Below are 25,727 nucleotides of genomic sequence, written 5' to 3'. Positions count from 1 at the left end.
GAAGAGGTGCGGGAAGCGCCGGCCGGACGATGCCCGGCCGGCCACGATTCACTGTACCGCGTCCACCATGACCTGGACGGCTTTTTCGATTTCCTCATCCGAGCAGCTGCCACAGCCGCCCTTCGCGGGCATGGCATTAAAGCCGTTGATGGCGTGGGAAACCAGCGTATCGAGCCCCTTGTCGATGCGCGCCCCCCACTGATCCTGATTGCCTTTGACCGGGGCGCCGGCAACACCCGCATCGTGACAGGAAGCGCACACCGCTCCATAAACCTCGTCACCGGAGCGCGGGCCACTGGATTCAGCCGCTGCGGGCGCGGCGGACGTGACGATGTCACCGCAGTCCTCACCGTCCACGCAGACCTGACCAACCGGTTCCACGCGGGAGCGGATCTGATCCTCAACGCTGGCCATGACCGCGCCGGTCAACAGGCCGGACGCCAGCAGCGCCGCCATCAGGACTCTCATCATCTTCACGGTGTGCACCTCTGTGGTTATTCATTTTTCCGACCACGCATTATAGCGACAGGTCGTCCCCAAAAAAACCAGCACGCCGCCTCGGCTGACGGTACCGGCGGAAAACCGTATGATTGGAGGGCCTCGAAAGAATCCCCAGCCACGACACAGGACAGATACATCATGCCCGAACACTACCCCAAATCCCATCCATGGCGACGTCCGCTGCTGGTGGTGGAATTCACGGCACTCGCCGTCCTGCTGGGTTCGATGATGCTCTTTCCCCGTCTCGGCGAGGATGGCGATCCGCTCAACCCGGCACTGCTTCTCATCCCCGCCATCGCCAGCCTGGTGGTCTTCCTGAGCTTCATCGGCCTGATGTATCTGCGCTGGGTCGCCAATGTGGGCGCCGAGGGTGCCCTCAAACACAAGGTGATTTTCGGTCTGCTCACCCTCACGCTGCTCACGATCTGGGCCTACGGCATCGCACAGACCTGGCAGAGCGTGACTGCCTGACATGACACGCCAGCGCCAAACTGTCGCCCTGTTCGGCCTGCTGGGCCTGGTTCATCCGGCCATGGCCGACGACGACGCGGATGCGTTCCCGTTCTCAGATTTCAATCTGGCCGACTGCGCCCTGGTCGAGGACGGTGTGCAGCGACTGGCCTGCTATGACGCCCTGAATCGCCCGGGGCCGGCACGTGAACGGGCGACGGAGGCCCAGAAGGCGAATGCCCGCAAGGCCACGCAATCGCTGACCTACAGCGGTAACACCAATGCCATCGAACAGGGTGACGTCACCGAAAACGGGAGCGGAATGGCCGACGCCCTGATCGACCGCTACCTGGCGACTGAGCGGGCCCTGTTTTCGTTCTCCGGCAGCTTTGTGACGCATCGCCCGACCTACATTCTGCCGTACACCTATAACGGTCGGCCGAACAACAGGCCCGTCACGCCGTCACAACCGGTCACCCGTTACAACGAGCCGCTGGAGCGCGAAGAAGCCAAGTACCAGATCAGTTTCAAAGTGCCGATGCTGACCGGCCTGTTCGATGACCGGACCAGCCTCTGGTTCGGATACACCCAGACCTCCTACTGGCAGGTCTACAACAGCGAAGGCTCGGCACCGTTCCGCGAGACCAACTACGAGCCGGAGATTTTTGCCCGCTACACCTCACGCTGGGACATCGGCCCGGGGCGGTTCGAGGGCGTCAGTGTCGGGATCAACCACGAATCGAACGGCCAGCCCGATCCGCAGTCACGGAGCTGGAACCGCATCAAGGGGCAGATCATCTACAGCCTGGATCGCTGGCTGTTCGCCATCGAGCCCTGGTACCGCATCCCCGAGTCCGACAAGGACGACGACAACCCCGATATCAGCGACTACATGGGGTATGCCAACTACTGGGCCATCTACAAGGTGAGCGACGACCGCACCCTGTCGATCAAGCTGCTCAACAACCTAAGCACCGACGACAACCGGACCTCGGTCCAGCTCAACTACAGCTTCCCGATAGGCGACACCCTCAAGGGCTACGTGCAGTACTACAACGGATTCGGTGAGAGCCTGGTGGACTACAACCGCCGGGTGCACCGCATTGGCGTGGGCATCATGCTGAACGACTGGCTGTAACCGAAGGCCTCCGTCACCCCCGGTTCAGGCGCTCCATCGCCGCCAGCAGCTCGTCGGTCTTTTCGCGCATCAGTGCAATGTCACCCCGCGACTCCACGTTCAGGCGCACCACCGGCTCGGTGTTGGACATGCGCACGTTGAAGCGCCAGTCCGAGAATTCAACGCTCAGCCCGTCCACGTGGCGCACATCCAGCGCGTCCGCGCCGTACTGGGCCTCAATGGCCTGAATCACCCGGGCCGGATCATCAATGGTGCGGTTGATCTCGCCGCTGGCCGGGAACGCCTCAATGCGCGCGTCAATCAGTGACGACAGGCTGGCCCCGGTCTGGCACAGACGCTCGGCCAGCAGCAGCCAGGGGATCATGCCGCTGTCGCAGTAGGCGAAATCACGGAAGTAGTGGTGGGCACTCATCTCGCCGCCGTAGACCGCATCCTCATCCCGCATCCGCTGCTTGATGAACGCATGACCGGTCTTGCTCTCCACCGGCACCCCGCCGGCGGCTTTGGTCAGCTCCAGCGTGTTCCAGGTCAGGCGCGGGTCGTGGATGATCCGGCTGCCCGACTCGGACTTGCTCAGGAACTGGTCCGCCAGCAGGCCCACGATGTAGTAGCCCTCGATGAACCGGCCGTTCTCGTCAAAGAAGAAACACCGGTCATAGTCCCCATCCCAGGCAATGCCCATCGCGGCCCCTTCGGCCACCACCCGGTCCGCCGTCACCGCGCGGTTTTCTTCCAGGATCGGGTTCGGGACACCGTTGGGGAACTCGCCGTCCGGTTCGTGATGAATCCGCACGAATTCAAACGGCAGGGACGGTTCGAGCGCGTCGATCACCGCCCCGGCACCGCCGTTGCCAGCATTGACCACCAGCTTCATCGGCGTCAGGGCATCGCGGTCGATATAGCCCAGCAGGTGCTCGATATAGGCCGGTTGCGCGTTCAGGAACGCCTGCTTGCCGCGCTCGGGAGCCTCCTCAAACGGCGCCAGGACGCGATCACGGATCTCATTGAGGCCGGAATCGGAGCTGATCGGCCGCGACTCGGGCCCAACCAGCTTCATGCCGTTGTGGTCCTTCGGGTTATGACTGGCGGTCACCATGATGCCGCCATCCATCTCGTAATGGCTGGTGGCGAAATAAACCTGCTCGGTCCCGCACAGTCCGATATCAAACACATCCGCGCCGGCCGCCATGAGGCCTTCCGAGAGCGCCCCGGCAATCTCTGGACTGGAAAGGCGAATGTCATAACCGACGATCACCCGGCGCGCGCCGGTCACCTCGACGTAGGCGCGGCCGATTCGTTCAGCCAGTTCCGGGTTGAGCTGATCCGGCACGCGACCGCGCAGGTCGTAGGCCTTGAAACAGGACAGATCCATGAGCGCTTCTCCGTTAATAGACGCCGGCAATGGTGAGAGCGCATTGTATCGCCCACGAAAAAGCCCGCAACCAGGGTTGCGGGCCTGTCATCCAATGGTCATGGATGGGTGGGGTTATTCGGCGGAATCCGCCGCCCCGGACTGCAGCTGAATGTAGTTCTCCAGCCCCATGTTGCCGATCATCTCCAGCTGGGTTTCCAGCCAGTCGATGTGCTCTTCCTCACTGTCCAGAATCGTCCGGAACAGCTCCCGGCTGGTGAAATCCCGAACACTCTCGCTGTGGAGAATCGCCTCCTTGAGGTCCGCATGCGCGGCATACTCCAGCTTGAGATCGCACTCGAGCATTTCCTTGACGTTCTCACCAATCAGCAGCTTATTGAGATCCTGCAGGTTGGGCAGCCCTTCCAGAAACAGAATCCGTTCAATCAGCCAGTCGGCGTGGTTCATCTCCTCGATGGACTCGTCGTATTCCTTCTTGCCCAGATGGGTGATGCCCCAATCCTTGTACATGCGGGCGTGCAGGAAGTACTGGTTAATGGCCGTCAACTCATTGGCCAGTACCTTATTGAGATGCTGTATGACCTTCTTATCACCTTTCATGGCTGTGCTCCTCCCCCGTTCCATTCATTGAGGAATCAAGCATAGCCACAAACGCTGCAATAAAAAATCACGGAAGGAAATGATTCCCAAGAGTGCAAGGGAATCGTTTTGCACCGGCAAATCAGTGCTGTATGGCAGGCGTATCCGTCAGGCCGGCGTGGCGAGCATATCCGCCAGATTCAGGTAATCCTCTGCCTGGCATTCACGCATGATTTCACGTGCCGACGCCGCACACCGGCCACACTGACGACCCACACCCAGCTCTTTGCCGAGCTGACGCATGGACTGGCAGCCGTCTTCCACCGCAGAGCGGATTTCCCGGTCAGTCACACCTGTGCAGAGGCATACATACATGGCGGCACACTCATCACATCGATTCTCAAACGTGGTGATAATTATTGTCATTTACAGATGTGATTGCAACCCCGATGAGGACAAAAATCGTGCAGCAAGTACCATTTCAGAGCACTGGACAGAACGACGAATGATCCGTAAGATTCGCAGTCTCGTGATTAGCCGGCCCGATTTCTAGGACAAACCCGGCACACAATCAGATCCCCGCCCGTAGCTCAGCTGGGCGGAGGTGGAACAGCGAAAGCACCGCTTTCGCCCACCGGAGCGACCGCCGCGATGCAGCGCGGCGGGCTGGACCCGAGGCAACGCCGAGGGGAGCGTCAGGACGCTCTATCCAGAGCTCCAATGATGAGCGAAGACCGGTTGATCGGACATAACCGGCACACAATCAGATCCCCGCCCGTAGCTCAGCTGGATAGAGCGTCGCCCTCCGGAGGCGAAGGTCTCAGGTTCGAATCCTGACGGGCGGGCCATATTAAAGAAGGGCTTGCGAGTGATCGCAGGCCCTTTTCTTTTTTGTGTGCCCAGATTGTGCCCGGTGAGTGCCTAGCCCAAAAATTTCTCTTGCCTAGTCTTGGAAATAAGACCGTCGCCTCGTTGGAGGCACAAGGCACTGTCATTGCCACTCCCTTGGAAATGGAGCATGCCAAACACGATCAAGTTCACGCCCCCCAACCTATTCCAGCCTGATAAACGTCACTTCAAAGGCCTTTGAGGACCTGAATTCCTGCATCCTATTCGGGAATGCAAACGCCTCATTCATCTCGTAGTGCTGAAAGATGTCCAGACCTCGATCCAGTGAAATCTTCCAGCCGTGGTCTGTAACGATATGGCGGGCGTGAATAGTGCCACTTTCGTCAAACTCCCAGGTAAAGTCGATGCCCACAGTACGAGCGGATTCCTGGATCTTTTCAAAGCTCTCGTCTTGCAGGTCACCCTTGAACTCATCTCGAACCGTGATGAGATGAACAGCCACTTCATCCTCTTGAGACTTGTTTTTCACAATCGCTTCGAGAAATTCCATGAAGTTGCGGATCTGGTAGAAAAGCCGGATGTAGGGGTCTGTAACAGTGATCTTGTTGGCTCCCCTCAGATACGGGCCGAACAAGCCGTCGAATGAGACGCCCTTCTGATTTTCCTGAAATGTCACGTGCTTTTCTTCAGGCTCCGGTTCGGACACTTGATCTGCCGGCTTAGCCTCGCTGGGCTTTGCTTTTGGGGCATCAGAAGCCTGATGCGTGTTGTCGCCGCTCTCGTCCGATGCCACCGTTCGATGGTAATAGCCCGGATATTCTTCCTCTTCCAACGTGGTCACCAGAACTTCTTTACCGCTCTCGTCCTGGTAAGAAAAACGAACCTCTCCGTAGGTGGTATCAATCCGCTGAAGCTGGTCTTTAACCCGCTTCCGACCTTCGATGGAAAAGCGCAGAAGCTCTTCAATCTCATCCTTGGTCGCTCCACCTTGTGGGAACAGGATTTTCATCAACCCGGAGAATGTCTTGTTGATACCGTCCCGGTCACGAGTTGAGATATCTGAAGATAGAGTGAAGTGATCACGGTACTGGTCAGAATAATCGTAGTTCCGCATCGAGCGCAGAATCTCTGCCAGGTAGTCCACCACAAAGCCATATCCGTCGGAGAACATCTCGCCCCGGATAATATCGACCTCCCACCCGGGGATATAGAAATGGATCCGGTCCAGGAACGCCGAGTCGTAGAACTTCTCCGGCAATTCATCGAACAAGTCTGAATGCTTCAGCATGTACGGAACGGTGTGCCGTGTATTCCCGACAAACACCATGGATGCCTCAGCACCCAAGGTCTCCACGCCCCGCGAGAAGGACTTGTTCGCCATGTAGTTCTTCATGATGTCTACCAGGGCTTTGTCGACTCGCTTCTGCTTACCAGCAAATTCATCGAAGGCAACACAATCCCAGTAGCCCACAAGTCCTATCTTGCCGCTGGAGTTATTCACAAAGAGCTTCGGTACTGTCACCTCACCGCCGGACACCAAAATCCCGTGAGGTGAAAACTCCGAGTACACATGGGATTTACCGGTACCCTTGGGGCCAAGTTCGATCAGGTTGTAATTGCGCTCACAGAACGGAATCAGTCGAACCAGCTGAGTCAGCTTGCTGCGCCGGCCAAACATGTCTGGATTGAAGCCGATGCTTTGTATTAATAGATCAATCCACTCATCGGTACTGAATTGTTGGCGTGCCGCAACGTAAGCGTCATAGTCAAAATGCGACAGCTGGATGGGTTTGAGGGTAGAGAGAATCCAGGGGCTGACATTCTTGTCTTCTGCAAATTCGTATTCGATGTCAGCTATGCACCAAACACCACTCACCAAAAGCTTTGGGTGTGCTTTTACCGTTGCGGAATCGACCAATACCTTCTTGATACCCAGATTGGAAAACTGGGCCTCATAAGCGTCTGTCTTCTCATTCAAAGCCACGCTGATCTTATCGATGACCTTGTAACGACCTTTTTCCTTGATGTTCGAGCGCACCAGTCCAGATTCATTCCTATGGACGTAATGTTTGGCCAGAATCTCCTTTACGGTTTCTATACCGGTCTGAATCGTGGCTTCATCATTAGTCGCGCAATACTGACCGAGCAAATACTCCAACACATACGATGGCACAATCGCGTTGCCCTTCACCGTTTTCACCAGATCCTTACGCACTACAAGACCCGGGAAGTGCTGATTAATTTTGTCGTCCAGTACGCTCACTTTCATTTCCTTGTTTGTTACAGAATTAAAAAGGCAGACCGAACATCCAGCCAATCACTGACACTGGGCTCACGGGATTAAAAGCCTCATCCAGAAGAGTTTCGCTGATCGCCTGCTCCAGAGCTGCATCCTCAATTCCCGAATCAACCACCATATCACCATCAAAGCTTGCGGCCGCTTCTGAGGTCGCCACAATCCCAACATCCGGGTTCTCCTCGACAGCCGCGCCAATGTAACTACTGCTGTCTGTAGCCTTGAGCTGAATCTCCTGCACAATGTTATCGCCGTCCAGAATGGCAACATCTGTTATCGGATGGTTTGTCGCCTCAAACACCTGAGCCTCTATCGCTTGGGCCTCCATCAAGTCTACGTATTCCTGCTCAAACAAAATGCCTTTGATATGGCTGGCGTGCCCAGCTGCCGCACCGGCATCAATAGAGGAGAAGTAATCAAGAATCTCAGAATTCGATGCGGCTTCAAACTCGTTGTAGCCTCGCCTGACCGCTTCAAAAACTTCGCCAGGCTCGATCATGTTGTTACACAATCCTTATTAGCCAGAAAATTCCTAACAGAGTTTTGTTTCCTCAAATCAGCAACTCCGTGAGCAGAGAACCCTTTGCTATTCTTCAAATTAAGGCTGGCCCCATTTTCAACTAACAACTCAACCACTTTTAGATGCCCTTCCCGAGCAGCAAGAATCAACGGGGTGCTAGATCCGTTGATTCTCTGGTCGGGGTTTGCACCTCGATCCATAAAAAGCTTACACAGTTTTGCATTTCCCCGATCTGCAGCTGCGTGTAATGGCCACCAACCTTTTTGGTTCGGTATATTAGGGGAAGCGCCATGCTCTATGAGAAGCTCAGCAATCCCTGCACGCACATCCAAGGCCACACTCAGGGCTGGATTACCTTTAGGGGATCGGCAATTGGCATCCGCTCCGTGCTCCAGGAAAAGCTTCACCGCCTCCAAATCGCCACGACGTATAGCGAGAATAAGAAGCGGCGTGCCATCTGAGTCCATAATGTTGACGTTACAGCCTTCACTTACAAGTTTTCGGACCGTGTCATCGTAGCCTTGCTCATAGGCCGATAGCAGTGCTGCTTCACTGTACTTTCTGCCAAAGTGGGCTCCACGCTCAATCAACAATTCCACGATGTCGGTGCGCTGTTTAAAATAAGCCCCGGTCAGTGCATTCCAGCCATCGTTATTGCAGATGTGGATATCCGCGCCATTCTCCAGCAAAAACTCCACGATACGGCGGTAGCCTTTAATGGCCGCCCAAATGAGTGGCGTCCACCCTCTCGAGTTGCGGATATTTACCTCAGCGCCCTTGGCGACCATCTCCTGGGCAAGCTCAAAATACTCGTACTCAAGTGCCAACAGCAGAGCACTGCTGGACTCCTCACATCGGAAATTCGGATTAGCCCCTTTTTCCAGAAGAATCGAGGCGATATCGAGGTAGCCAAGCCGAATGGCCAGCCGCAATGGCTCAGTATCAGCAGCATTCGAATCAAGCCGTGAATCCGAAAGCAGTTCCATCGCAACATTCTTGTAGCCCGACTCCAGAGCCAAGGTAAAAGCTGTGGCACTAAGCACTTCACTCTCAATCGAGTCATCTTCGGACAAAGCAGCTTTAACCGCAGCCAACCGCCCCTCTCTAACCGCTTCCAGCAGCGCGCTCATGTACTACCCCTCGTAATCCCTGAATCTAAAAATCAAAATCGCTGGTAAACGAGCGGCGCATCAAGTACCTGAGCGATTTGTATTCCTTATAGTGCGAAGTGCCTGCATGCTGCTCTTCCAAACGTAGGAAGACTTCCTGGCCGTTGGCTTCGTCTGCTTTGCGGCTGAGCACGAACCGAACCTGCAACTCACGCTCCCGAGGATTCTCGGAAGTCAGGTCAAATGACAGGTCATGGCTATCAGAAATCAGCTCCCCATCCTGCGTATAAATGCCAGCTCTCAGGTGGCGCGGGTGAACTTTTTCAGTGACTGGCCCGGATTGATACAGAACCACCGCCAACTGCCCTGACGTGATTACAGAGCTGGCACCCCGAAGAATATCCACCTCAACAGCGCTAACGTCGCTCTGGCGCTTCTTGTTGACCTTCAGGACCGGAATCACAACCTCCTGAAGGGATGCCCCGCCATGCACAAAGCGGCTGCCTGAGCCTTTAAGGCGCAGCCGGTTGATGGACTTGGGAATCTGCACTTCCATATCGCCATCCAGCCCAAGCTGCTCAGACGAGAAGTGATGGAAAGCCGGAGAGGCGGACAACCCCTTACCCAGCACGAAACGACGATCCCGATAGCGAACATCATCGCCAGAAACGGCGTCGCCCAAGAAGTCACTCTCATCCAACTCACGGTTCTGGTAAATAAAGCCATGGTCAGCGGTGATCAGCAGGTTGTTGGCGTTGGCCGCCGTCAGCTTCTTGATCAGACGAATCAGATCCCCCAGGGTCTGTTCCGCGGCTTCAAAGGCCTGCCCCTCTGAGTGCATCTTGTCGCCCGTGTGATCGATGCGGTTGTGGTAGATGTACAGCACATCATTGCCCTTGAGCAGCTCACGGCTGTCTTCCCGGTTGAGCTGCATAAAATCCTCCGCCTTGACGGCCTGGCCCCGCCCATCCAGGGCCGCCTGCAGGATTTTGGTACGGTTGACGGTGCCCTGGGAGCTTTGGCCATCCACCAGTACCGTGCCGGTATCGTTGTCGGCGATCGCCAAGGACTTGTTGGGTAGCAGCGCCGCCATACCGAGCTGGGTATAGCTGGGAAGGGTCGAGAGCGCCGGTTCGAGCTCGGCGCTGTAGCGATCTTCCTGCCGGATAAGGCCCAGCAGCTCGTCACCAATCTCGTAGCGCATGGCGTCGGAAATGATCACGCAGATCCGTTTGTCCTTGCGCAGGTACGGGCGAACCCAGTGCTCGAAAAAGACCTTTTGCTGAACGACCGGATAGGCCTCCCAGCGCGGTGCGGCGTCCACGTGAACCTGGAAACCATCGCCCAGCTTGAGCAGGTAGTTGTTGGAATACAGGTTCTCCACCTGCTCACTAAGTTCCCCCATCAACGATGCCTGGCCGGACATGCGCACATGGTAGGTAAACTTGCGATAGAGCTGATCCAATTGGAACCAGGAACGGCTGTATCGCTGAATGCCGTCGGAGAGGCTGTCCATGGTGAGACGAGCCTCACCGAGCATCTGGACAAAACGGGCCGCAAACTCAATGGCTTCATACAGGTGGCGGAACTCCCCGTACCAGTGGCCCTGGCGTCGCTGCCGTATCCACAACGCCACATCGCCGCTGGTAACCGTGCGGCCAACCACCGCCCGTACCAGGTCACTGATAATCTTCTGGTCGATTAGCCGGAAGTAATCGAGCTCAACCAGGTCCCGGAAATCCCGCTTACCGAGATCCTGCTCAATGCCCAGCACCTCGGCACACTCGGCAGACAGGGTTTCAAACCCCTGCTCGAATTGCCGGCTGTCTTTCCAGCGCTTGAGGAACACCAGGGCATCGCCGGTCAGTTTGACCTCGCCATCGGTGCCCATGGCATAGCAGGACTTGAACAGCTCAATCACGAAGTCGCGCAGGCTGGGTTCACTGGCCTCGTAGCCGTAGAAACGGGTCAGTTGTTCCCACAGGAAGCTATTCAAGCCGCACCGTTCGATCAGCCTGATGCCATCATCGCGCTCTTCCGCCAGTTGCTGCAGCAGGGTTTCCACCACCGAGTCCATGCGAGGCTCGCTGCCGGCACATACAGCCAGCATCTTCAGGCGAAGCTGACCGGCAGTGTCGTCCGGTTTCAGCAGCTTCTTCAACGCCTCCTTGCGCTTGATCGCCTGGAAAAACTCCGCGTGGGCCTGGGCCACCTCGGCAAACTCGAGTCCCAATTCCAATTCAGACAGCCAGATAGCCACCTGGTCAGTCCGGAACTCGCCGTGGGCCAGCTGTACGTCCAGCAACCAGTTGTTCAGATCCTCCGGTTGCGGCCCCTCCTTGTACAGCAAGAATTTCTGTTCCGGTGACTCCCGAAGGATGCGATATTTCAGGCCGTACTCGTTGTTGGCGATTTCCAGCTTCTCCACGTTCGGAATGGAAACCGCGTCATAATCACTGCGCAGCTCCTGTTTGGTGTCGTACCAAAACACGATGCGGTGCTTATCGAACAGTCGGCTCAGAGCCTGGCTAATACGGTCACTCATTGGCTTAACCCGGTAATCTTTTTCAAAGCGTCGCCAAATTTCGGATAATTGGCCTTCACCCCGTCATCGAGATCGATTTCCACCTGCTCGGTAGCCAGGGGATAAAGTACATCCCGCTCGTAGTCATCCAGCTCGGCTAGGATTTTGTTGATCTTCTCGATCTCTTTCAGAGCCTTGGTCTTCTCACCCTGGGAAGCCCCGGCGCTGATACTGACTGCTTCCAGATGGTTCTTCCGGGCTTGCAGCTTTTCATCTTTGAAATCGCGCAGATACTCCAGCACCGTGCCAACGGTGTGGGGCTGGTAGCGGTGCATGTAGATCAGAGCATTGAATGAGCCCTTGGGTGAGGAGAACAGCCAGTAGATGGGGCGCTTTTTGTAACGCCGCACATGGTCATTGTAGAAGTCCTTCAGGAAGTACTTGCGGATGTCCTTACCCAGCGCCTGCTCGACAAAGCGGAGGTTTTCGTCATAGTGCTCTTCGCCAAAGGCGATGCGCAGGAATTCACGGAAGCGCTCGGTGATGTCGTCGGTGAACCAGTCACCATCGAGCATAGGGATGACATTGTCATCATCCGCCGGGAAGTTCGGCTCTGGGATCTGCTTCAGGTAGTCCTCGATGGTCTCGCCTTGGTTGGCCAGGACGAGACCCGGTTTGTCTAGCGCGTAGCGGCCAAACATGCAGCCCACGGCGTAGGAGACAAGCTCGCGCATGGTATCGGCAAGCAGCAGCGCCTCTAGATCGTCCTCGTTCTTGTCGTTGCCGTAGCGGTAGTGCGGGTTACAGGTCAGGGTAATCTCATTCAGCGGCACATCGGGCTTCAACTCATCTTGCAGGCCATAGGCGTCGATGAAGATGCGGTTGTTCTCTTCCTCCAGCCGCTGCATCTCCATCGTCATTTCCCGCCAATGGGCACGGAGCTTCTGGTAGGTAGCCTTTAGGGTGGGCTGGTGGTAGTCGGGATTCATAAGCGGGATGCTGGTGAAGTCCCATGAATTTTCAAAGGAGTCCCAGTCTGCTTTTGTTATGTCGTATAATTCTAGATACTTATCCCGATGCTCAGGGCGCACTCTAATCAAGGGAAGTTTCTTTAGAATTTGTGGTGTTACATTAAGCGTCGGATTCAATAACTCGATCAGGGCATCTGATATTTTTGAATTTAAAAAGCCCATCGCATCATAGAGACTATTCCGGTCATTCGAGAAAAGTGCCAATCCTGCAGAGTCAAAAGTAAACCCCTCTGGATAAAAGCGGAAGCTAGAGGTAGAGGACGTTATTTTTGACCACCCAATATGCTCCTGAAAGTAATACTCTTTTCCATCATGCCTGAACCCTGGATTTTTCCCCATAGCATCCAAATGCTTTTGGGAATATTTCAAGACGGTGTCCCAGTTGCCAATCCATTTCCTGAATTCGCCACCTTTATTATGTGGGGTGTACTCATATTTCTGTTCAGGATCTTTTCGAATAAGGTTAAATGCAACTTCAGGCCAATAAAGGATAAATACTTCGTTCTTTCCAGTACACATTCCCGCCCTAATGGCAAATGAACTCTCAAATGTTTCCTCATTCAAGAAAAGGTCTCTAATTTTGTCACTCACCCAATAGGCAATGGGGCTGCCTGGTATTTTTCTGAAATCTGAGGTGGATGCCGTAAAACGGTTTTCCCGTGCTTCCCTTAGAGCCTTCTCTTTTTCATGTTCTGAAGTATCATCTACAAGACGAATGTATGTACCCTTGTAATCTTGCCGTCGCGCCTTATCCACTACAAATGCCGTAGTCTGAACAACAGCACCGCCAATACTATCGAAGGCCCTGGCACCTAGGTGCGCCATAGTTCTTATGGTGTCCCTATTGATGATGGTTTCACGAAGAGCTTCGAATGACGATAAAAACATCCAACTTTGCATGGTAATCATGGCGAATGAACCACTATCTAAGGCTAAATTCGCACATCTATCGATGAACATAGCGAACAAATCGGCTTTAGAAGTTGTGTAGTTACCTTTGGCCCATGCTCCCAACCTCCCATTCATTCCGGGCGCTCCCATATACGGAGGATTGGCAATCACCACATGGTATTTGGGACTCAGGTAATCGGCTTGCCGCAGGGCTTGTAGCACCTTCTGGTGAGTCATGCTGATGAACAGCTGCCCGAAGACGTTTTTTGACTCAAGAATCCTGAGCATGCCATCCACGTCGGTGACATCGGGGCGAATAAGGGAACCGAAGTTATCGGCCTCTTCGAACTGGCGAAGGGTGGATTGCAGCGGCGCGGTAAATAGGTCGTGTCCTACAAAGTCCATGTATTCCTTCAGCTCACTCTCCTCGAAGTGTACATTCTCCAGCACACAAATATTGGGCTGAACTGGCTTACGAAAGAACCGGCGCTGCTTGGCCCGTGCCTTCATTGTCAGTGCGAAGGCGGCCAGCTCGCCGGCACGCTCATCGATCTCAACACCGTAGAGGTTGTGAGTCAGAATCTTGGTCGGAATATCGGCAGGTTCGTAGCCTTCCTCTTCGTAAATGGCATACAGCAGATCGAATGCATACGTCAGCATATGCCCCGAACCGCAGGCCGGGTCACAGATCTTGATCTCTTCCGGGCTATTGATCCGCAGGAAGTCGGTCTCAGGCTCTTCCGGCCTAATGTAGTAATCCATCCGTTCAATCAGGCCTGAGTCTGGCCGGTTGAGCATCCAGAGACGGCCCAGCGAGTTTTCCACCAGATACCGAACAATCCAGTGTGGCGTGAATAGTTGGGTTGCTGCCGGGATATTTTCGGGAGTAACCTTCTTGTTCTTCTTGAGATCAGCAAATACCTGGTCTTTCTTCTCGGAGATATAGAACTGATATAGCCAGCCAATGATCTCGACATCTCCACAGGCATCCGGCGTCATGGCCTCGCGGGTATAGGCCAGGATCGAGTTTCCAGATAGCAGGTCATCCGGCATCAAAAGCTCGGTGTAATCGTCAATGCGCTCGAACAGGAACGGCATGGCGCTGTACCAATAGTTACAGGCGGCTACTACCAGCAGGCGATAAGCTTCCCCCTGCGGATCCTGACTGGGTGTTTTGCCATCCAGCAGAGCGAAGATCTTTTGATGAGTTGACTCCGACACCGTTTCTTCATCGATATGGCCCATCTTGGCATCCGCCAGGATCTCGGGCTGAAACTGCCCCTCAGCAGGGGAAACAATGCCAATGCGGTTGTAACGATTCACGTCCATAAAACGCAGGGCGCAGAAGCGGTTGAACCAGATGTAGGCCACCCGCTCAATAACCTGTTCTTTGCTCTGCTCGGCTATCGCTTCTTCCAGTTTTTTAATCGCCTGTGGGCTTTCTCGCCGGGCGGGACTCTCGTCGGCCAATACCAGTTTGAGCTTGGCGGTAACCTGTTCGAGGAGGCTACGGCGAGCGAATTGGGCGAATTTTTTAAGTTTCGATGTTTCCATGAATTAGGCTCCCGCACTTATTCTGCGGACGGTATGGGTTCCAAATTGTTTCTTGTACTGGTCCAGGTTGAGAATGACGCACGCCTGTGCAAACGGCAGAGACCAGTCTTTGTGATTCAACGGCAGGCAGCGGTGCAGCTCATCTTGTTTGGCGAGCAGCAATGCGGGATCGAGAGCGGCCATGGAAAGCAGGACGACATAATGAACTGGTTTTCCCGCCTTACCGCTGAGGGCTCGGAACCAGAGGCTGTCTCTATACTTTCCCGCTAAATCGGGTATCAAATTGCCACTGACGAGCTTTTGTCTGAATGCTTCAGGATTGGCCGCGACAGGGTTATCAGGGTCTTTTACTTCCACAAAAACGAAGCGATCCTCATACTCCGCAATAAAATCAACTCGCTTCATGGTGCTTTGCCCATGTAGCGTGTCGTCATCGAAGCGGACGGCTTCAATAGCATCGCTGAAATCGAATTCCAGATCGTCCTCAGAGAGAAGAGTCATGCCTTACCCCCGAGCGAGCGCTTGATCTCTTCGTCGTACAGGTCATTGAAGGTGTTCGCTATGGCATTGTTATCCAGCTCTTTGTAGCTATTCGCTGACTGAAGAGTGACTTGGCCACCCTTGTTGACCAGTGCATGGAAGCGAATATGATCTCCCTGCCCTGGGCGGGCCAGGAGGTCAAACCATTTGAGCAGTACATAATCATGGGTGGCGAGAATGACCTGCTGGTTATTTCTTGCCAGCTCCAGAAGAACCTGAACAAGCAGCTTCATCAGCTTCGGGTTCATATTGGATTCCGGTTCGTCCCAGAAGAGGGGGCCACTGGAACCAGGAGACAGCACGCCGTTACTTAGCAACCTGTGCAGAATACCGATCTTTCTGAAGCCTTCCGCTGTCATGCTGCTGGAGTACTGACGACCGCTTTCTGCGACGAACTCAGTCACTGTGGAGTCTTGATACGCTTGGGCGGACTTGGAATTGGTTCGTTTAGGAGAGGGCTTTTCCCGATATTCACCTGGCTGGAAGCAGAAGCCGCCATTTTCCCACTGATAGCACCCACCAACCAGGCTGACCAATTGCGGAATAATCGAATTCAATCTCGGGTCTTCGTTGATTCGCGCGTCCAGGTCTTCACCACTGGCTTTGGTCAGTGCCTTGGCAAGATCCACGTAGCCATCATCGAATATCAGCTCAACCGTCTTCTGGTCGTGTGTTTCGTCGGCCATACCCTTGACCAGAGAGAGCACCTCTTTGGTGGGGATGAACACGGGCTCAGCCCGGTACTTGGCGTAGCTTTGCGAATCCTTGATCGAAAGCTCAGTGGAGTTGTTGAAAAAGGTCGCGTTGACCTTCTGTCCCTCTGCAAACTGTGCGGTTAAACTGGCTTGTTCCCTGGCCCCGTGGAGGTGCATCTTCCCGAGCTTGTCATCCAGAGGCATGAACAGGCGCAAGAACTTGGCCGTCAATGCTGCTTCGAGCTCGGCTTTACCGAGATCCGATCTGTTCTTGAAAAGCGATGCGCCCGCACAAAGTCCGTAGGCCGCCTTGAGCAGGTGGGTTTTGCCAGTACCGTTTTCGCCAATGATCACGTTGATCTTGGATGAGAAATCGATGTCCAGATCACCGAATGACGTAAAGTTTTTGAGTTCAAGCTGGTCTATCATCATTACTTTCCGATTGTTCACTATCCCCTGACCCAGCACCCGGTCGGCCACTGCCCTCACTTGCATGCAAAAATACGCGCGGCGCTCGCATCTGCTCACACTTTTCGTGCGCCGCACGTATTTTATCAGTTTCGCTCATATCGGGTCCCCTTCCCCTGGCCTACTGGGCGAATCGCCCCCTTGTCTTTCAAGCGATTGAGCAGCCGAGTGGCCTGGAAAGGGCTGATATGGCACAGATCGGCGGCATCCGCTCGTTTGATGCTGCCGTGGGTATCGATGAAATTCAGCACCATTTGCTCCTGTTGGATGGCATCGAACCCCGCCTGGCGCACATAGGCGGCCTTTTGCCCTGCTCCCCGGTACACCTTGGCGCTCAGGGTGTAGGTGCGGCCCTTGCCGGTGCCGTGGGCTTCCACCATGCCGGCTTCCACCAGTTTTTCCAGGGTGCCCCGGACCACGGTTTCCGGCTTCTGCACCGACTTGGCCAGATCTGCTGTTCTTAAACGCCGCTCATTGCGAAGCCGGGACAGAATAATCAGGCTGTCGATGGGCATGGCGGCGCCGGTCTGTTCCTCGCGCTCGACGATCATGCGCAGGAACTCGGCGTCCGCGTCCGCTGCGCTCATGCGCACGGAGACGGTGTGAGCGGACGACATGGAGTAGTCGGGGGCGGTGCGCCCGTAGCGGAGCATACCCTCGAAGATCCGGTCGATGCCCCGGCCAGTGCGTTCGGCAAGGCCGATGCGCTTGATAATGTCAGCCAGCAAGGGGTTACGGGAGCGAGGGTCAGCCACCAGCAGGTTGTCCAGATTAACGCCCTCCACAAAACCACCGGGATTGCTGATGCTCAGGCCGTCGTCGTCCAGTTTGACGTGGACGGCGCCCAAAGCACTGTAGTCGCGGTGAACCAGGGCGTTTACAAAGGCTTCCCGGAAGGCCCGGCGGTCGAAGTTGGGGATGGGCACGCGAAACAGCCCGACCTGAATCTCCTCTTCCTCCACCCGGGCGCGGAATAGCACTTCAACCTCTTCGAAGGTCTCCAGCAGTGGTTTGCGGTAGAACTCATTGACCAGGACATCGGTACCGCGCAGCACCTGGAAGGCTACCTCGTGGGAGGGCAGGTGTTGCCGAAGCTGCATTTCGTTCCCCAGCAGCAACAGGCCTGCAACCGTGGGGCGGCGCATGCCTCCCACGCTCACAGTCAGCCCCAGGGCGCCGTCCAGCTCATCGTCCGCCAGAGGCATCAGACTCTGGTCGCCGCCGTACTTCTTGATGGCGTTGCGGATCCGGATGCGCTGAATCGGGTCCAGATCCTCAACCGCCAGGTTTTCCACCGGTAGGGCGGAGGGGTCCGTTACCCCCAGGCTGGACTGGCGCTGAACAAACTCATGGGGGTAGAAGGGCACGGCCTCCGGAGTGCCGTCCATCCTCAGGCGCCGACGTTGCAGCAGGCCATCCGAGGTGGACACCAGCTGCCGGGACTTGGGCACCTGGATCCTGGCGATGGGTTGCCCTTCCAGCTCCAGGGCCTCAACGCGCACAGCCAGCGAGGGAATGGTCTTGTTGGCAATCAGCGCGGGCAGGCCGGCGAGGTTGCGGTGATTGGCATGCAGCCCAGTCGGGGTGCCATCGTCTTCAACGCCCAGGAACAGGTCGCCGCCCTCGGTGTTGGCCAGGGCCACCACCGCGGCTACCAGGTCCCGGTCCGGCAGGCTTTTGACGTCGCTCTTGAACTCGACGGCAAGGCTTTCGCCACCGCGAATGAGCGCCCGGATTTCCTGTTCGGCTTCGTGCATGGCTATCCCCAACTTTGACCGATTAGACGGTTCGGCACGCTTAGATCTGGACCTTGCGCCCTTGCTGGACTTCAACCAGCAGGGCCTCGCGCAGGGCATTCAGATAGCGCTCCACATCCCCCTCGTCGGCCAACCAGGCCTTGTCGAACGCGACACGGAGGTTGCGGGTGTGAACGTAGTCGGCAGGGGATTCCTTGGCCTCATGAAGCCCCTCATCATTCTGGTCTTCGCTCTGGCTACCTAGGGGCTGATCGGAGTCGTCTGCCGGTGCTGATTTCTGATTGGCCAGCGCCACCATTTTGGCCAGCAGCTTCTGATAGCCGTCTTCTTCAAAATACCGGGTCCGGTCCTTGATCACGGCAATCAGGCGCTCCTGCCCGATGTAATCGACCAGATCCCGGAACGGTTTATTGAGCTCATCCTGACGCGGCTCCGGCAGGGACTGATATTCGTCCATGCTTTGCATGCGCTCCTGCATGGTCTTCAGCGATGTTTCTGCCTGAGTTCGAGTTTGCCGAACTTTCTCGTATATGCGCTCCTGCAGACTATCCAGTTGGCCCTTGAGCTGCTGAATGCGATTCCCTTTGTAGCAGTTGGGGTCGTTAAGGATGGTGCGGATCTGTTCGATCTCGTCCCCGGACACATAGATGAAGTTGGGCTCCTGACTATGCAGAAAGGACCGAGCATGGTTATAGATGTCTTTTTGTGAGCCGCCCATGAACTTGCGGATCGGGTCGATGACATCCTCTTTCAGGTCCAGCAGTTGGTCTTCCTGCTTGCCCAATTCGGTCAGGTGCCAGGTGTAGGGCTTTCCGGCGATTTCTTTCAGCGTCACCAGGGCAGGTTTCAAGGCATTGAGAAACGGGTACTGATCGACCTGCGCTATCCGACGATCCAGGTCGTGGTACATGTCCTGGAAGGCTTCGCCGGCCTCTTTACCCAGGGCCTTGGCTTCGCTGCTGCGGGGCGGGCTGTCGAAGAAGTCCTCGTAGAACGACTTGAGGGCTCGGACCTGAGAGGCGGTGAACTCAATCTGTGGTTCCAGCACCACGTTGCCGTGGCCGTGAGTGTTACGCAGGGCGCGCTCCAGCTCGCTGTCCTCCAGGATATTACCGTCGAGACGAACTTCCACCTTGCCACGGGCACAAAGGTTGGCCAGGGTGCAGAGAATCGCGGCGTAATACCAGCCGTAGGGTTTGCGTTCGAACTTTTCCAGCAGGCTCTTGAGGGTGGTGCGGACACCGCCCCGATTGTTGCTCTGAATGAACGCCAGCACTTCCTGCTCGGATTCCGCCAGGGCCGTGGCGTCATTACCGAAAAGGCCATCGTCTGTGCGGTTGAGGCAATTGCTGATGTCGTTTTCCGTGTAGGAAACGCCGCGCAACATGCGGAGGTTGGGGTAAGCCCGTGAAATCAGCTCATGGAAGCCCCGGATAATGCGGGTCTGGGGGTCCTCATTCGCCACTTCCACATCCCCGCCGCCAATGAGCAACTTGGACTTGCCAATGAGGGTCTGAACCTGCTGCCGGAGCCTGGCCTCGCGCTCACGGTTCTGGAAGCCCTTGTCATTCAGGATCCGCTTAACAGCTTCCTGCTGGGTAACGGAAATATTCTGCTTGATGTACTTCTCGGTGCGCTTGAACATGAGCAGATCGCGCACCAGGCGCTCGTCCGACGGCATGAGCACGAACAGCTCGTCCGCCTTGTAGGTCGAGGCTGTACGTAGCATCTGCTCGTTGTCAGTATGCTCGTGGAATGGGCTGATGACATTGATCGAGAGCTCGTATTCACGCCCATGCAGACGATCATCCAGTTTGCGTGAATAGGAGTAGTCCTGCCCCTGGTTCTGGGAGGAGCCTGCGTCATAACGGATTTTGCGCTGCTTCATGACGTAGTCGAAAACGATCTTTTCCAATTCGTCCGCAACGTCCGATGACTCGACCTCCGTGTTCTTGATCTCCTGCTCGACGTCCTTTTCCTCGTCCGTCAGGTACTCGTACTGGTCGCCGTTGCGCTGTATGTAGGTCTGTTGCTCCAGAAGGCTCAGGGCTTCTTCGACCTTGGTGCGAAGTGCCGGCAGATCCTGATCGAAGGCATCCAGCATCAGCACGCAAAGGTTGCGCACCGTGGGCTTGAATTCCTTGACATATTTGACCAGGAAGAGGGCCTTCAGTAACCGGATAGCGAAGGCATTATCGCGGTGGTTCTCGGCCTGAATAATCGCCCGCTGTATTTGTGATTTCAGTGCAGAGCGGATGCCTTCAAACATCAGGTCAAAGGTGGCCAGCTGGCCCACCTCATGGTTGCCGATGTGGATGGCCACCTGCTGGAAAACCCCAAGCATGGAGCGTTCACCGACGGAACTGTGTTTACCCTCGAAGGCGTTGTGCTGCGACAGATTCTGGATCGCCGATTGAAACAGCGCGAACTGGTAGGGGACGAAGGGGTAGCTGTGGATGAAGTGGTCCCTGTCCCGGAAGTTCCGGTAGGTGGCCGATCCATCCGCGAAGTCAAACAGGGTTTTGAAGTTGTTTGCCTGCGCGTGATAGACGTCCGACAGCTGATTGACGCCTTCTTCGGTCTTGGTTAGCAGGCGCTTCTGGATGACCTCCGCCACGTCCGCACTGGACAGCTTCATACGGTTATTGAACCGTGCCTGAATTTTCGAGAAGTCGTGGCCCTGCTGCTTGCCCATTTCGCCAACCACGTTTTTCATTTCTTCCTGGGCGGTGACGATAATCCAGGCCCGGCCCCGACACTTGGTGGCGAGGCTCTCGGCAATGGTTTGCAGGTTGGTCATCAGCTTGGTGTTGTCGGCAATGTACTGGCCGACCTCGTCCACAAAGAAGTTCAGGCGGAACTCTTTGTGGCCACCCTCTTTTGCCTGCTTCTCGATATAGGCATTCACATTGTCCGCGAAGTCTTCAATTGAAACTCGGTATTCGCTGCGGTACTTGTCCAGAATGCCCGCTGCCGACTGCGGGTCGCCACCGGTCGCAGCGGCGTAGGCTTTGGCGATATTCGGGCCTTCCAGAAGGGCTTGCTCCCGGCCTTTCTGCCAGGGGCGGCCGGCGATGGTCTCGTACTCGGCTTTGAATTGTTCGTACAGGCCACGGCCGTCCAGATCGCGCTCAAACTGGGCAATGTGCCCTTGTTTGCCGTAGTAGCCGCACATTTCGTCGAAGACTTTAACGAACACGGCCAGAAGCGCATCGATTTGGGTTTTGCTGATGACATCGGCTTTCTGGTCAATATTAAACAGAATGCTCTTCGATGGGATAGAAACGGCTCGCTTCAGGTCACCCCGAAGAATCTCATTCTCGCTACATTTCGGAAGGAAAAGATCCAGGGTAGAGGCGCCATCCATCTCCCGGTTTTCAAGCAAAAGGGCCAGCATCTTGAGCAGGTGAGACTTACCTGAACCGAAAAAGCCGGACACCCATACCCCGTTTGCCCCTTCGTAATTGTTATAAGCGTCCAGGAACTCTTCCAGACGCTTTTCGACTTCGTTAGTCAGTACATATTCTTCAATTTCGAGGCGAAGTCCGGCTTCATCGTCGGCTTTGATAACTCCTTCGATGGGACGGTCAACGGGCTTTAGAAAAATGTTCTTCAATGTCATTGCTCTTTCCCTTGATTATTGCGCCTCGAAAAATGTCGTCCGCTCAGGCTTCGTAATGAAAGATGTTGAACGCACGGTAGTACTTGTCGTCATGCAATCTGCCGAACAGATCCAGTGATGCACCTGTTTCCAGGGAGTGAGTATAGGATCCCGGAAAGAACATCACTGTTGGTTGGTCTTTGGCGGTGCTTTGTAAGTTGTTGAGCACATTATGGGAGCGTATGTAAGGGAAAACCTCGCCCACCCCTGAAAGAAACAGCACATCGAACTCAACTGAATGGAGCTTTGACGCAATGGCGGGCACTAAATGGGCTTCCGGATCCAGCACTCCCTGTAGCAGTTCTTTCAGCTCATCCTTCGAGACCTGGGGCTCGAGCTCCAATACCTGGTCCCAGATGTCTCTTTCTTTCAAAATTTCAATGGCCAGGTCATACAGATTGATGCTGAGCATTTTGATGCCCGCCTGCTCCAGCCGAGTAACCAACTGCCGTTGGAGACGCTCCATTTCGACGGCCTCTTCAGGCCGGTAGGGGCAGATGAAGAAAGGCACTTCATTACCCAGTCCCTGTTTGTTCAGGAACCGCTGGCCGGAAACCACGCTAAACAGGTGCTGTAGTCGCTCCTGCATCGGCATTTTGGCAATGTCCTTTTTCAAGCTGACATCCCCCTGATATCGGATTCATAGACTGGGAAGTAGAAAAACTCGTCAGGATTGTTCTGACGCAGTAACTCAACCAGCCTGGGGCTTAGCAGTACTGCGTTGATGGTTTTGTCCTTAGCTAACAACCCTGCCTCCCGCAGCATTCTGAACAGGACCTGCCGCAATTTATCGCGCGTTGAGGCGCTGGCATTATCAAGTTCGTCATGCCACTCCGATTTACGGTTGTAGAAGGCATCGAAATCCTCAAAACTGAGATCCAGCTTCATCGCGACAAACCGTTCGTGGAGTACCTCCACTGCAAAGTCTGCGATAAAGCGGTACAGGCGGCACACCGCAACCCAAAGGAGGTGCGCCTGATCCTGGTGGTTTGCCTCGGCCAGGAAAGTCAGTTCGCTTTCGGTCAACGTCTTTAGGCGCGCAATCGCCTCTCTACACGTGCGCTTTGCTGTGCTTTCCGTTCTGGCCTGTAGCAGGTTGTCATGCAGAGCTTGAGTCCGCACCTCTTCCCAGTCACGGAGCGACAGGTACAGCTCGGCCAGCTTCACCGATTCATCGTGAAATAAACTTCCCGAAGTAAAAGAAATTCGGTAGGGAATAGAGCCCAATTATGAACAACTCCTCTAGAAAAACTTTCTGTTGCTAATCAATCACTTCATACGAGCGCGAAGCGATCAAGCTCAAACACACGTACCAATTTCTTTGTAAAAATCTCAGAAAAGCTCATCAACATCCTTGATCGACTTTGCAGTAGTCGAAAGGTCCCATTAAGGCTTCCTGTCGTCGTTTAAATGCTCAGCGAGTTCGCCCACGGGTACTTCAAAGTACGCACAAAGCCTATCAAGAATGTCCGTCGTGGTGTTGTAGCCACGCTGATTCGCAATCTTCGAAAGGGTGGTTCGATGGATCCCGGTTGCCTGGGAGACCTCGTCCAGAGTCACCCTTCGATTCTCCCGAAACCCTTTGTCCGCCAGCAATTCTTTTAACCGAAACCGAATCATTTCGCTCTCCCATCAGCACCTTGCGAGTTTAGCAAAATCGTCGGCCACGCTCACCTTTTGTCGCATTAACGCTACAAACAACTATTGACATCATCAAAGCCTGCGATATTATGTTGCTTGAACGCTACATAAATCGATCAGGAGCAACGCATGATGAGTGATACCTACTTAACCACCGAAGAGCTGGCGCGACGCATCAAGTACGACCCCCGCACGATTCGTGAACGACTCAAGGACTCCGTCCTCCTGGAGGGCGTTCACTACATCCGACCGTTTGGCGGTCGCAAGATTCTTTACATCTGGGAAGCCATTGAACGGGACATGGTTCAGAACTCGACCGCAGGCGCGGAAATGATTCCGATGGCAAACGGAGGGCTGGCCAATGGGTAGCATTCGAGTGAGGGAGTCCACGAATAAACTCTTCTTCGACTTCCGCTACGCCGGCAAACGCTGCCGCGAGCAGACGGCGCTGGATGACACGCCGGCCAATCGCAAAAAACTGGAGCGGATTCTCAAGAAGATCGAAGCCGAGATTACGCTGGATACGTTCGAATACGGGCGATATTTCCCGAACAGCCCGAACGCCGAAAAGCTGAGTTCGAAGACTCTGAAAACGGCCCACCAGTGGCGGGAGACGCCGCTATTCAGGGAGTTCGCCGAGGACTGGTTCGGGGAAATGGTGATTCAGTGGCGCGAGACGCACCGGGTGACGATTCGCGGTGTACTGGACATCTATCTCTTACCGGAATTCGGAGAAAAAGAGGTTGGCCGCATCGCCAAGGCCGACATCCTTTCGTTCAGGTCCTCCCTCGCCAAAGTGACGACCCGAAACGGAAAGGCATTGTCCGCCAGTCGCATCAACCGGATCATGACGCCATTGCGCATGATCCTCAACGAAGCAGCCAACCGCTTCGATTTTAGCTCACCCTACCACGGGATTAAATCGCTCAAGGTCCCGAAAACGGATGTGGAACCGTTTGGTCTCGATGAGGTTCGTCTGATCCTCAACACGGTTCGGCCGGATTTCAAAAACTACTACACAGTGCGCTTCTTCACCGGTATGCGCACGGGCGAGATCGACGGGCTCCAGTGGGAATACGTGGATTTCAAGCGGCGCCAGATACTGGTCCGCCAGTCGTTGGTCCGCGGGAAGCTCAACCCCACCAAAAACGACGGTTCCTTCCGCACGATCGATATGTCTCAGATGGTCTATGACGCCCTCCAAGCGCAATACCAGGCCACTGGGCGTTTCAAATTCGTGTTCTGTACCAAACATGGGACACCGCTGTCCCACGAAAACATTACCAAGCGTGTCTGGTACCCGCTGCTACGCCACCTGGGACTTCGCAAACGCCGTCCCTATCAGACGCGGCACACCGCTGCGACGCTCTGGCTAGCCGCCGGCGAGAACCCGGAGTGGATCGCCCGGCAGATGGGGCACACCAGTACCGAGATGCTGTTCCGGGTCTACTCGCGGTATGTGCCGAACCTGACTCGCCGTGATGGCTCTGCCTTCGAACGGCTTTTACTCCAAAACTTCGAGACCAAGGACCGCACCGAGGAGGCCAGCCATGACTAAGCGCCAAGCAACCACAATTTCCACTTGGTTGATGCCATCAACGCCGGCTGAGCGTCGAGCTATTCGCAATACCGCGCGAGCGCTCTGCTACGGCCTTCGCATCCCTGACGGAGATCATCTGGTCATGATATTGGGTAATGGCGATGAAAAAACTAACTTCGATGCCGTGCAAACCTGGGTTCGGGATCAGTTGCTGATGTCCGGGCAAGCCCCCGGCCGCGCCAACCTGAATCGACTGTTCCACGCGCTGGAGGGTGAACTCTGTCGGTGGGAGGCTTCCCTATGGCAGTGAGCAGCGACCAAGCCCGTATCACCGAGGGTGTGTATGTGGTCCGGGATATTTTGCCCTTCCCAAACGCCCGGAAGCCCATGCTCTGGAGGTTGGAACTGATTGCCTCGACCGATCACCGCACCGTCTTTCTTTACGACGGTGAGATCCCTTTTCGAAGTGGTTTGCCTCGACTGGGATCGATTATCTGGGCGCGGCTGTATCGGTTCACGGTTCAGGGCCACCCCAAAACGCATCTCCAGGCTCATCAGAGCCTGAGCTAACCCTCTCCGGTTCGGTGGGACACTGTCACCCACCGAACCGT

22 protein-coding genes and 1 tRNA gene are annotated in these 25,727 nt (G+C 55.3%); 7 read left to right on the top strand and 16 right to left on the bottom strand.

Translation table 11 applies throughout. The features are described from left to right. Positions 1–48: 48 nt before the first annotated feature. Positions 49–471 (bottom strand): c-type cytochrome, encoded by a 423-nt coding sequence (locus C8D92_RS07480; RefSeq protein WP_095612146.1) that lies wholly within the window; start codon positions 469–471, stop codon positions 49–51. Positions 472–639: 168 nt separating this feature from the next. Here C8D92_RS07480 and C8D92_RS07475 point away from each other — a divergent pair, with 168 nt between their 5' ends. Together C8D92_RS07475 and C8D92_RS07470 are read left to right on the top strand one after the other, a co-directional pair. Further along, positions 640–972 carry a hypothetical protein gene (locus C8D92_RS07475; protein WP_095612137.1) on the top strand — a complete coding sequence of 111 codons (333 nt, stop codon included), beginning with the start codon at positions 640–642 and terminating at the stop codon, positions 970–972. Between the two features lies 1 nt (position 973). Further along, positions 974–2,089, top strand: a complete 1,116-nt coding sequence (locus C8D92_RS07470) for a phospholipase A (RefSeq protein ID WP_116918945.1) — start codon at positions 974–976, stop codon at positions 2,087–2,089. A 13-nt stretch (positions 2,090–2,102) separates the two neighbouring features. On the opposite strand, the gene C8D92_RS07465 is transcribed toward C8D92_RS07470, so the two are convergent. The 3 genes from C8D92_RS07465 to C8D92_RS07455 form a co-directional block, all read right to left on the bottom strand. After that, entirely contained in the window at positions 2,103–3,461 is a 1,359-nt protein-coding gene (locus tag C8D92_RS07465) for a phosphohexomutase domain-containing protein (protein WP_116918944.1), read from the bottom strand. A gap of 114 nt (positions 3,462–3,575) precedes the next feature. Continuing rightward, a complete protein-coding gene (gene bfr, locus C8D92_RS07460; RefSeq protein WP_095612134.1) occupies positions 3,576–4,061 on the bottom strand; it encodes a bacterioferritin in 486 nt (161 codons plus the stop codon). Between the two features lie 147 nt (positions 4,062–4,208). Then, on the bottom strand, positions 4,209–4,415 hold the full coding sequence (locus C8D92_RS07455; RefSeq protein ID WP_095612133.1) for a (2Fe-2S)-binding protein: 207 nt from the start codon (positions 4,413–4,415) through the stop codon (positions 4,209–4,211). 396 nt (positions 4,416–4,811) lie between these two features. Between C8D92_RS07455 and C8D92_RS07450 the strand changes: the two genes are divergently transcribed. Continuing rightward, positions 4,812–4,888 (top strand) — tRNA-Arg (locus C8D92_RS07450). Positions 4,889–5,091: 203 nt separating this feature from the next. On the opposite strand, the gene brxL is transcribed toward C8D92_RS07450, so the two are convergent. The 12 genes from brxL to C8D92_RS07390 all read right to left on the bottom strand — a co-directional run bounded on the left by brxL (position 5,092) and on the right by C8D92_RS07390 (position 23,555). After that, the gene (brxL, locus tag C8D92_RS07445) at positions 5,092–7,152 is read right to left on the bottom strand and encodes a BREX system Lon protease-like protein BrxL (RefSeq protein ID WP_116919043.1); all 2,061 of its coding nucleotides are present in this window, start codon (positions 7,150–7,152) and stop codon (positions 5,092–5,094) included. Between the two features lie 25 nt (positions 7,153–7,177). After that, complete coding sequence (locus tag C8D92_RS07440) at positions 7,178–7,684, bottom strand: hypothetical protein (RefSeq protein ID WP_116918943.1); 507 nt, start codon at positions 7,682–7,684, stop codon at positions 7,178–7,180. Beyond that, complete coding sequence (locus C8D92_RS07435) at positions 7,681–8,835, bottom strand: ankyrin repeat domain-containing protein (protein ID WP_116918942.1); 1,155 nt, start codon at positions 8,833–8,835, stop codon at positions 7,681–7,683. The genes C8D92_RS07440 and C8D92_RS07435 overlap by 4 nt, the downstream gene beginning before the upstream one ends. 25 nt (positions 8,836–8,860) lie before the next feature. Beyond that, positions 8,861–11,359 carry a BREX-1 system phosphatase PglZ type A gene (gene pglZ, locus C8D92_RS07430; protein WP_116918941.1) on the bottom strand — a complete coding sequence of 833 codons (2,499 nt, stop codon included), beginning with the start codon at positions 11,357–11,359 and terminating at the stop codon, positions 8,861–8,863. After that, positions 11,356–14,814, bottom strand: a complete 3,459-nt coding sequence (pglX, locus tag C8D92_RS07425) for a BREX-1 system adenine-specific DNA-methyltransferase PglX (RefSeq protein WP_116918940.1) — start codon at positions 14,812–14,814, stop codon at positions 11,356–11,358. The genes pglZ and pglX overlap by 4 nt, the downstream gene beginning before the upstream one ends. A gap of 3 nt (positions 14,815–14,817) precedes the next feature. Beyond that, the gene (locus C8D92_RS07420; protein ID WP_116918939.1) at positions 14,818–15,315 is read right to left on the bottom strand and encodes a hypothetical protein; all 498 of its coding nucleotides are present in this window, start codon (positions 15,313–15,315) and stop codon (positions 14,818–14,820) included. Continuing rightward, positions 15,312–16,529 carry an AAA family ATPase gene (locus tag C8D92_RS07415; protein WP_207775141.1) on the bottom strand — a complete coding sequence of 406 codons (1,218 nt, stop codon included), beginning with the start codon at positions 16,527–16,529 and terminating at the stop codon, positions 15,312–15,314. Before C8D92_RS07415 ends, C8D92_RS07420 begins: the two co-directional genes overlap by 4 nt. Positions 16,530–16,603: 74 nt before the next feature. Further along, a complete protein-coding gene (locus C8D92_RS07410; protein ID WP_116918938.1) occupies positions 16,604–18,274 on the bottom strand; it encodes a DNA glycosylase AlkZ-like family protein in 1,671 nt (556 codons plus the stop codon). 40 nt (positions 18,275–18,314) lie between these two features. Continuing rightward, positions 18,315–21,896: a BREX system P-loop protein BrxC gene (brxC, locus tag C8D92_RS07405; RefSeq protein ID WP_116918937.1), complete on the bottom strand. Its 3,582-nt coding sequence runs from the start codon at positions 21,894–21,896 to the stop codon at positions 18,315–18,317. Between the two features lie 43 nt (positions 21,897–21,939). Then, on the bottom strand, positions 21,940–22,530 hold the full coding sequence (locus C8D92_RS07400; protein ID WP_116919041.1) for a DUF1788 domain-containing protein: 591 nt from the start codon (positions 22,528–22,530) through the stop codon (positions 21,940–21,942). 17 nt (positions 22,531–22,547) lie between these two features. Next, positions 22,548–23,162, bottom strand: a complete 615-nt coding sequence (locus tag C8D92_RS07395; protein WP_116918936.1) for a DUF1819 family protein — start codon at positions 23,160–23,162, stop codon at positions 22,548–22,550. A 159-nt stretch (positions 23,163–23,321) separates the two neighbouring features. Beyond that, positions 23,322–23,555 (bottom strand): helix-turn-helix domain-containing protein, encoded by a 234-nt coding sequence (locus C8D92_RS07390; RefSeq protein WP_116918935.1) that lies wholly within the window; start codon positions 23,553–23,555, stop codon positions 23,322–23,324. 153 nt (positions 23,556–23,708) lie between these two features. Between C8D92_RS07390 and C8D92_RS07385 the strand changes: the two genes are divergently transcribed. Genes C8D92_RS07385 through C8D92_RS07375 form a run of 4 tightly spaced genes read left to right on the top strand, consistent with a single transcriptional unit; the run spans position 23,709 to position 25,686 of the window. Continuing rightward, positions 23,709–23,945, top strand: coding sequence for a hypothetical protein (locus C8D92_RS07385; protein ID WP_116919040.1), 237 nt, complete (start codon positions 23,709–23,711; stop codon positions 23,943–23,945). Beyond that, positions 23,938–25,134 (top strand): Arm DNA-binding domain-containing protein, encoded by a 1,197-nt coding sequence (locus C8D92_RS07380; RefSeq protein ID WP_116918934.1) that lies wholly within the window; start codon positions 23,938–23,940, stop codon positions 25,132–25,134. The genes C8D92_RS07385 and C8D92_RS07380 overlap by 8 nt, the downstream gene beginning before the upstream one ends. Beyond that, positions 25,127–25,426, top strand: coding sequence for a hypothetical protein (locus C8D92_RS15580; RefSeq protein WP_133243118.1), 300 nt, complete (start codon positions 25,127–25,129; stop codon positions 25,424–25,426). Before C8D92_RS07380 ends, C8D92_RS15580 begins: the two co-directional genes overlap by 8 nt. Then, on the top strand, positions 25,417–25,686 hold the full coding sequence (locus C8D92_RS07375; RefSeq protein WP_116918933.1) for a hypothetical protein: 270 nt from the start codon (positions 25,417–25,419) through the stop codon (positions 25,684–25,686). Before C8D92_RS15580 ends, C8D92_RS07375 begins: the two co-directional genes overlap by 10 nt. Positions 25,687–25,727 lie beyond the last annotated feature (41 nt).

Origin of the sequence: Tamilnaduibacter salinus, assembly GCF_003096655.1 — a bacterium.
GTDB classification, from domain to species: domain Bacteria; phylum Pseudomonadota; class Gammaproteobacteria; order Pseudomonadales; family Oleiphilaceae; genus Tamilnaduibacter; species Tamilnaduibacter salinus.
The sequence above is the reverse complement of the archived record's forward strand: the minus strand, read 5'-3'. Positions and strand labels throughout refer to the sequence as shown.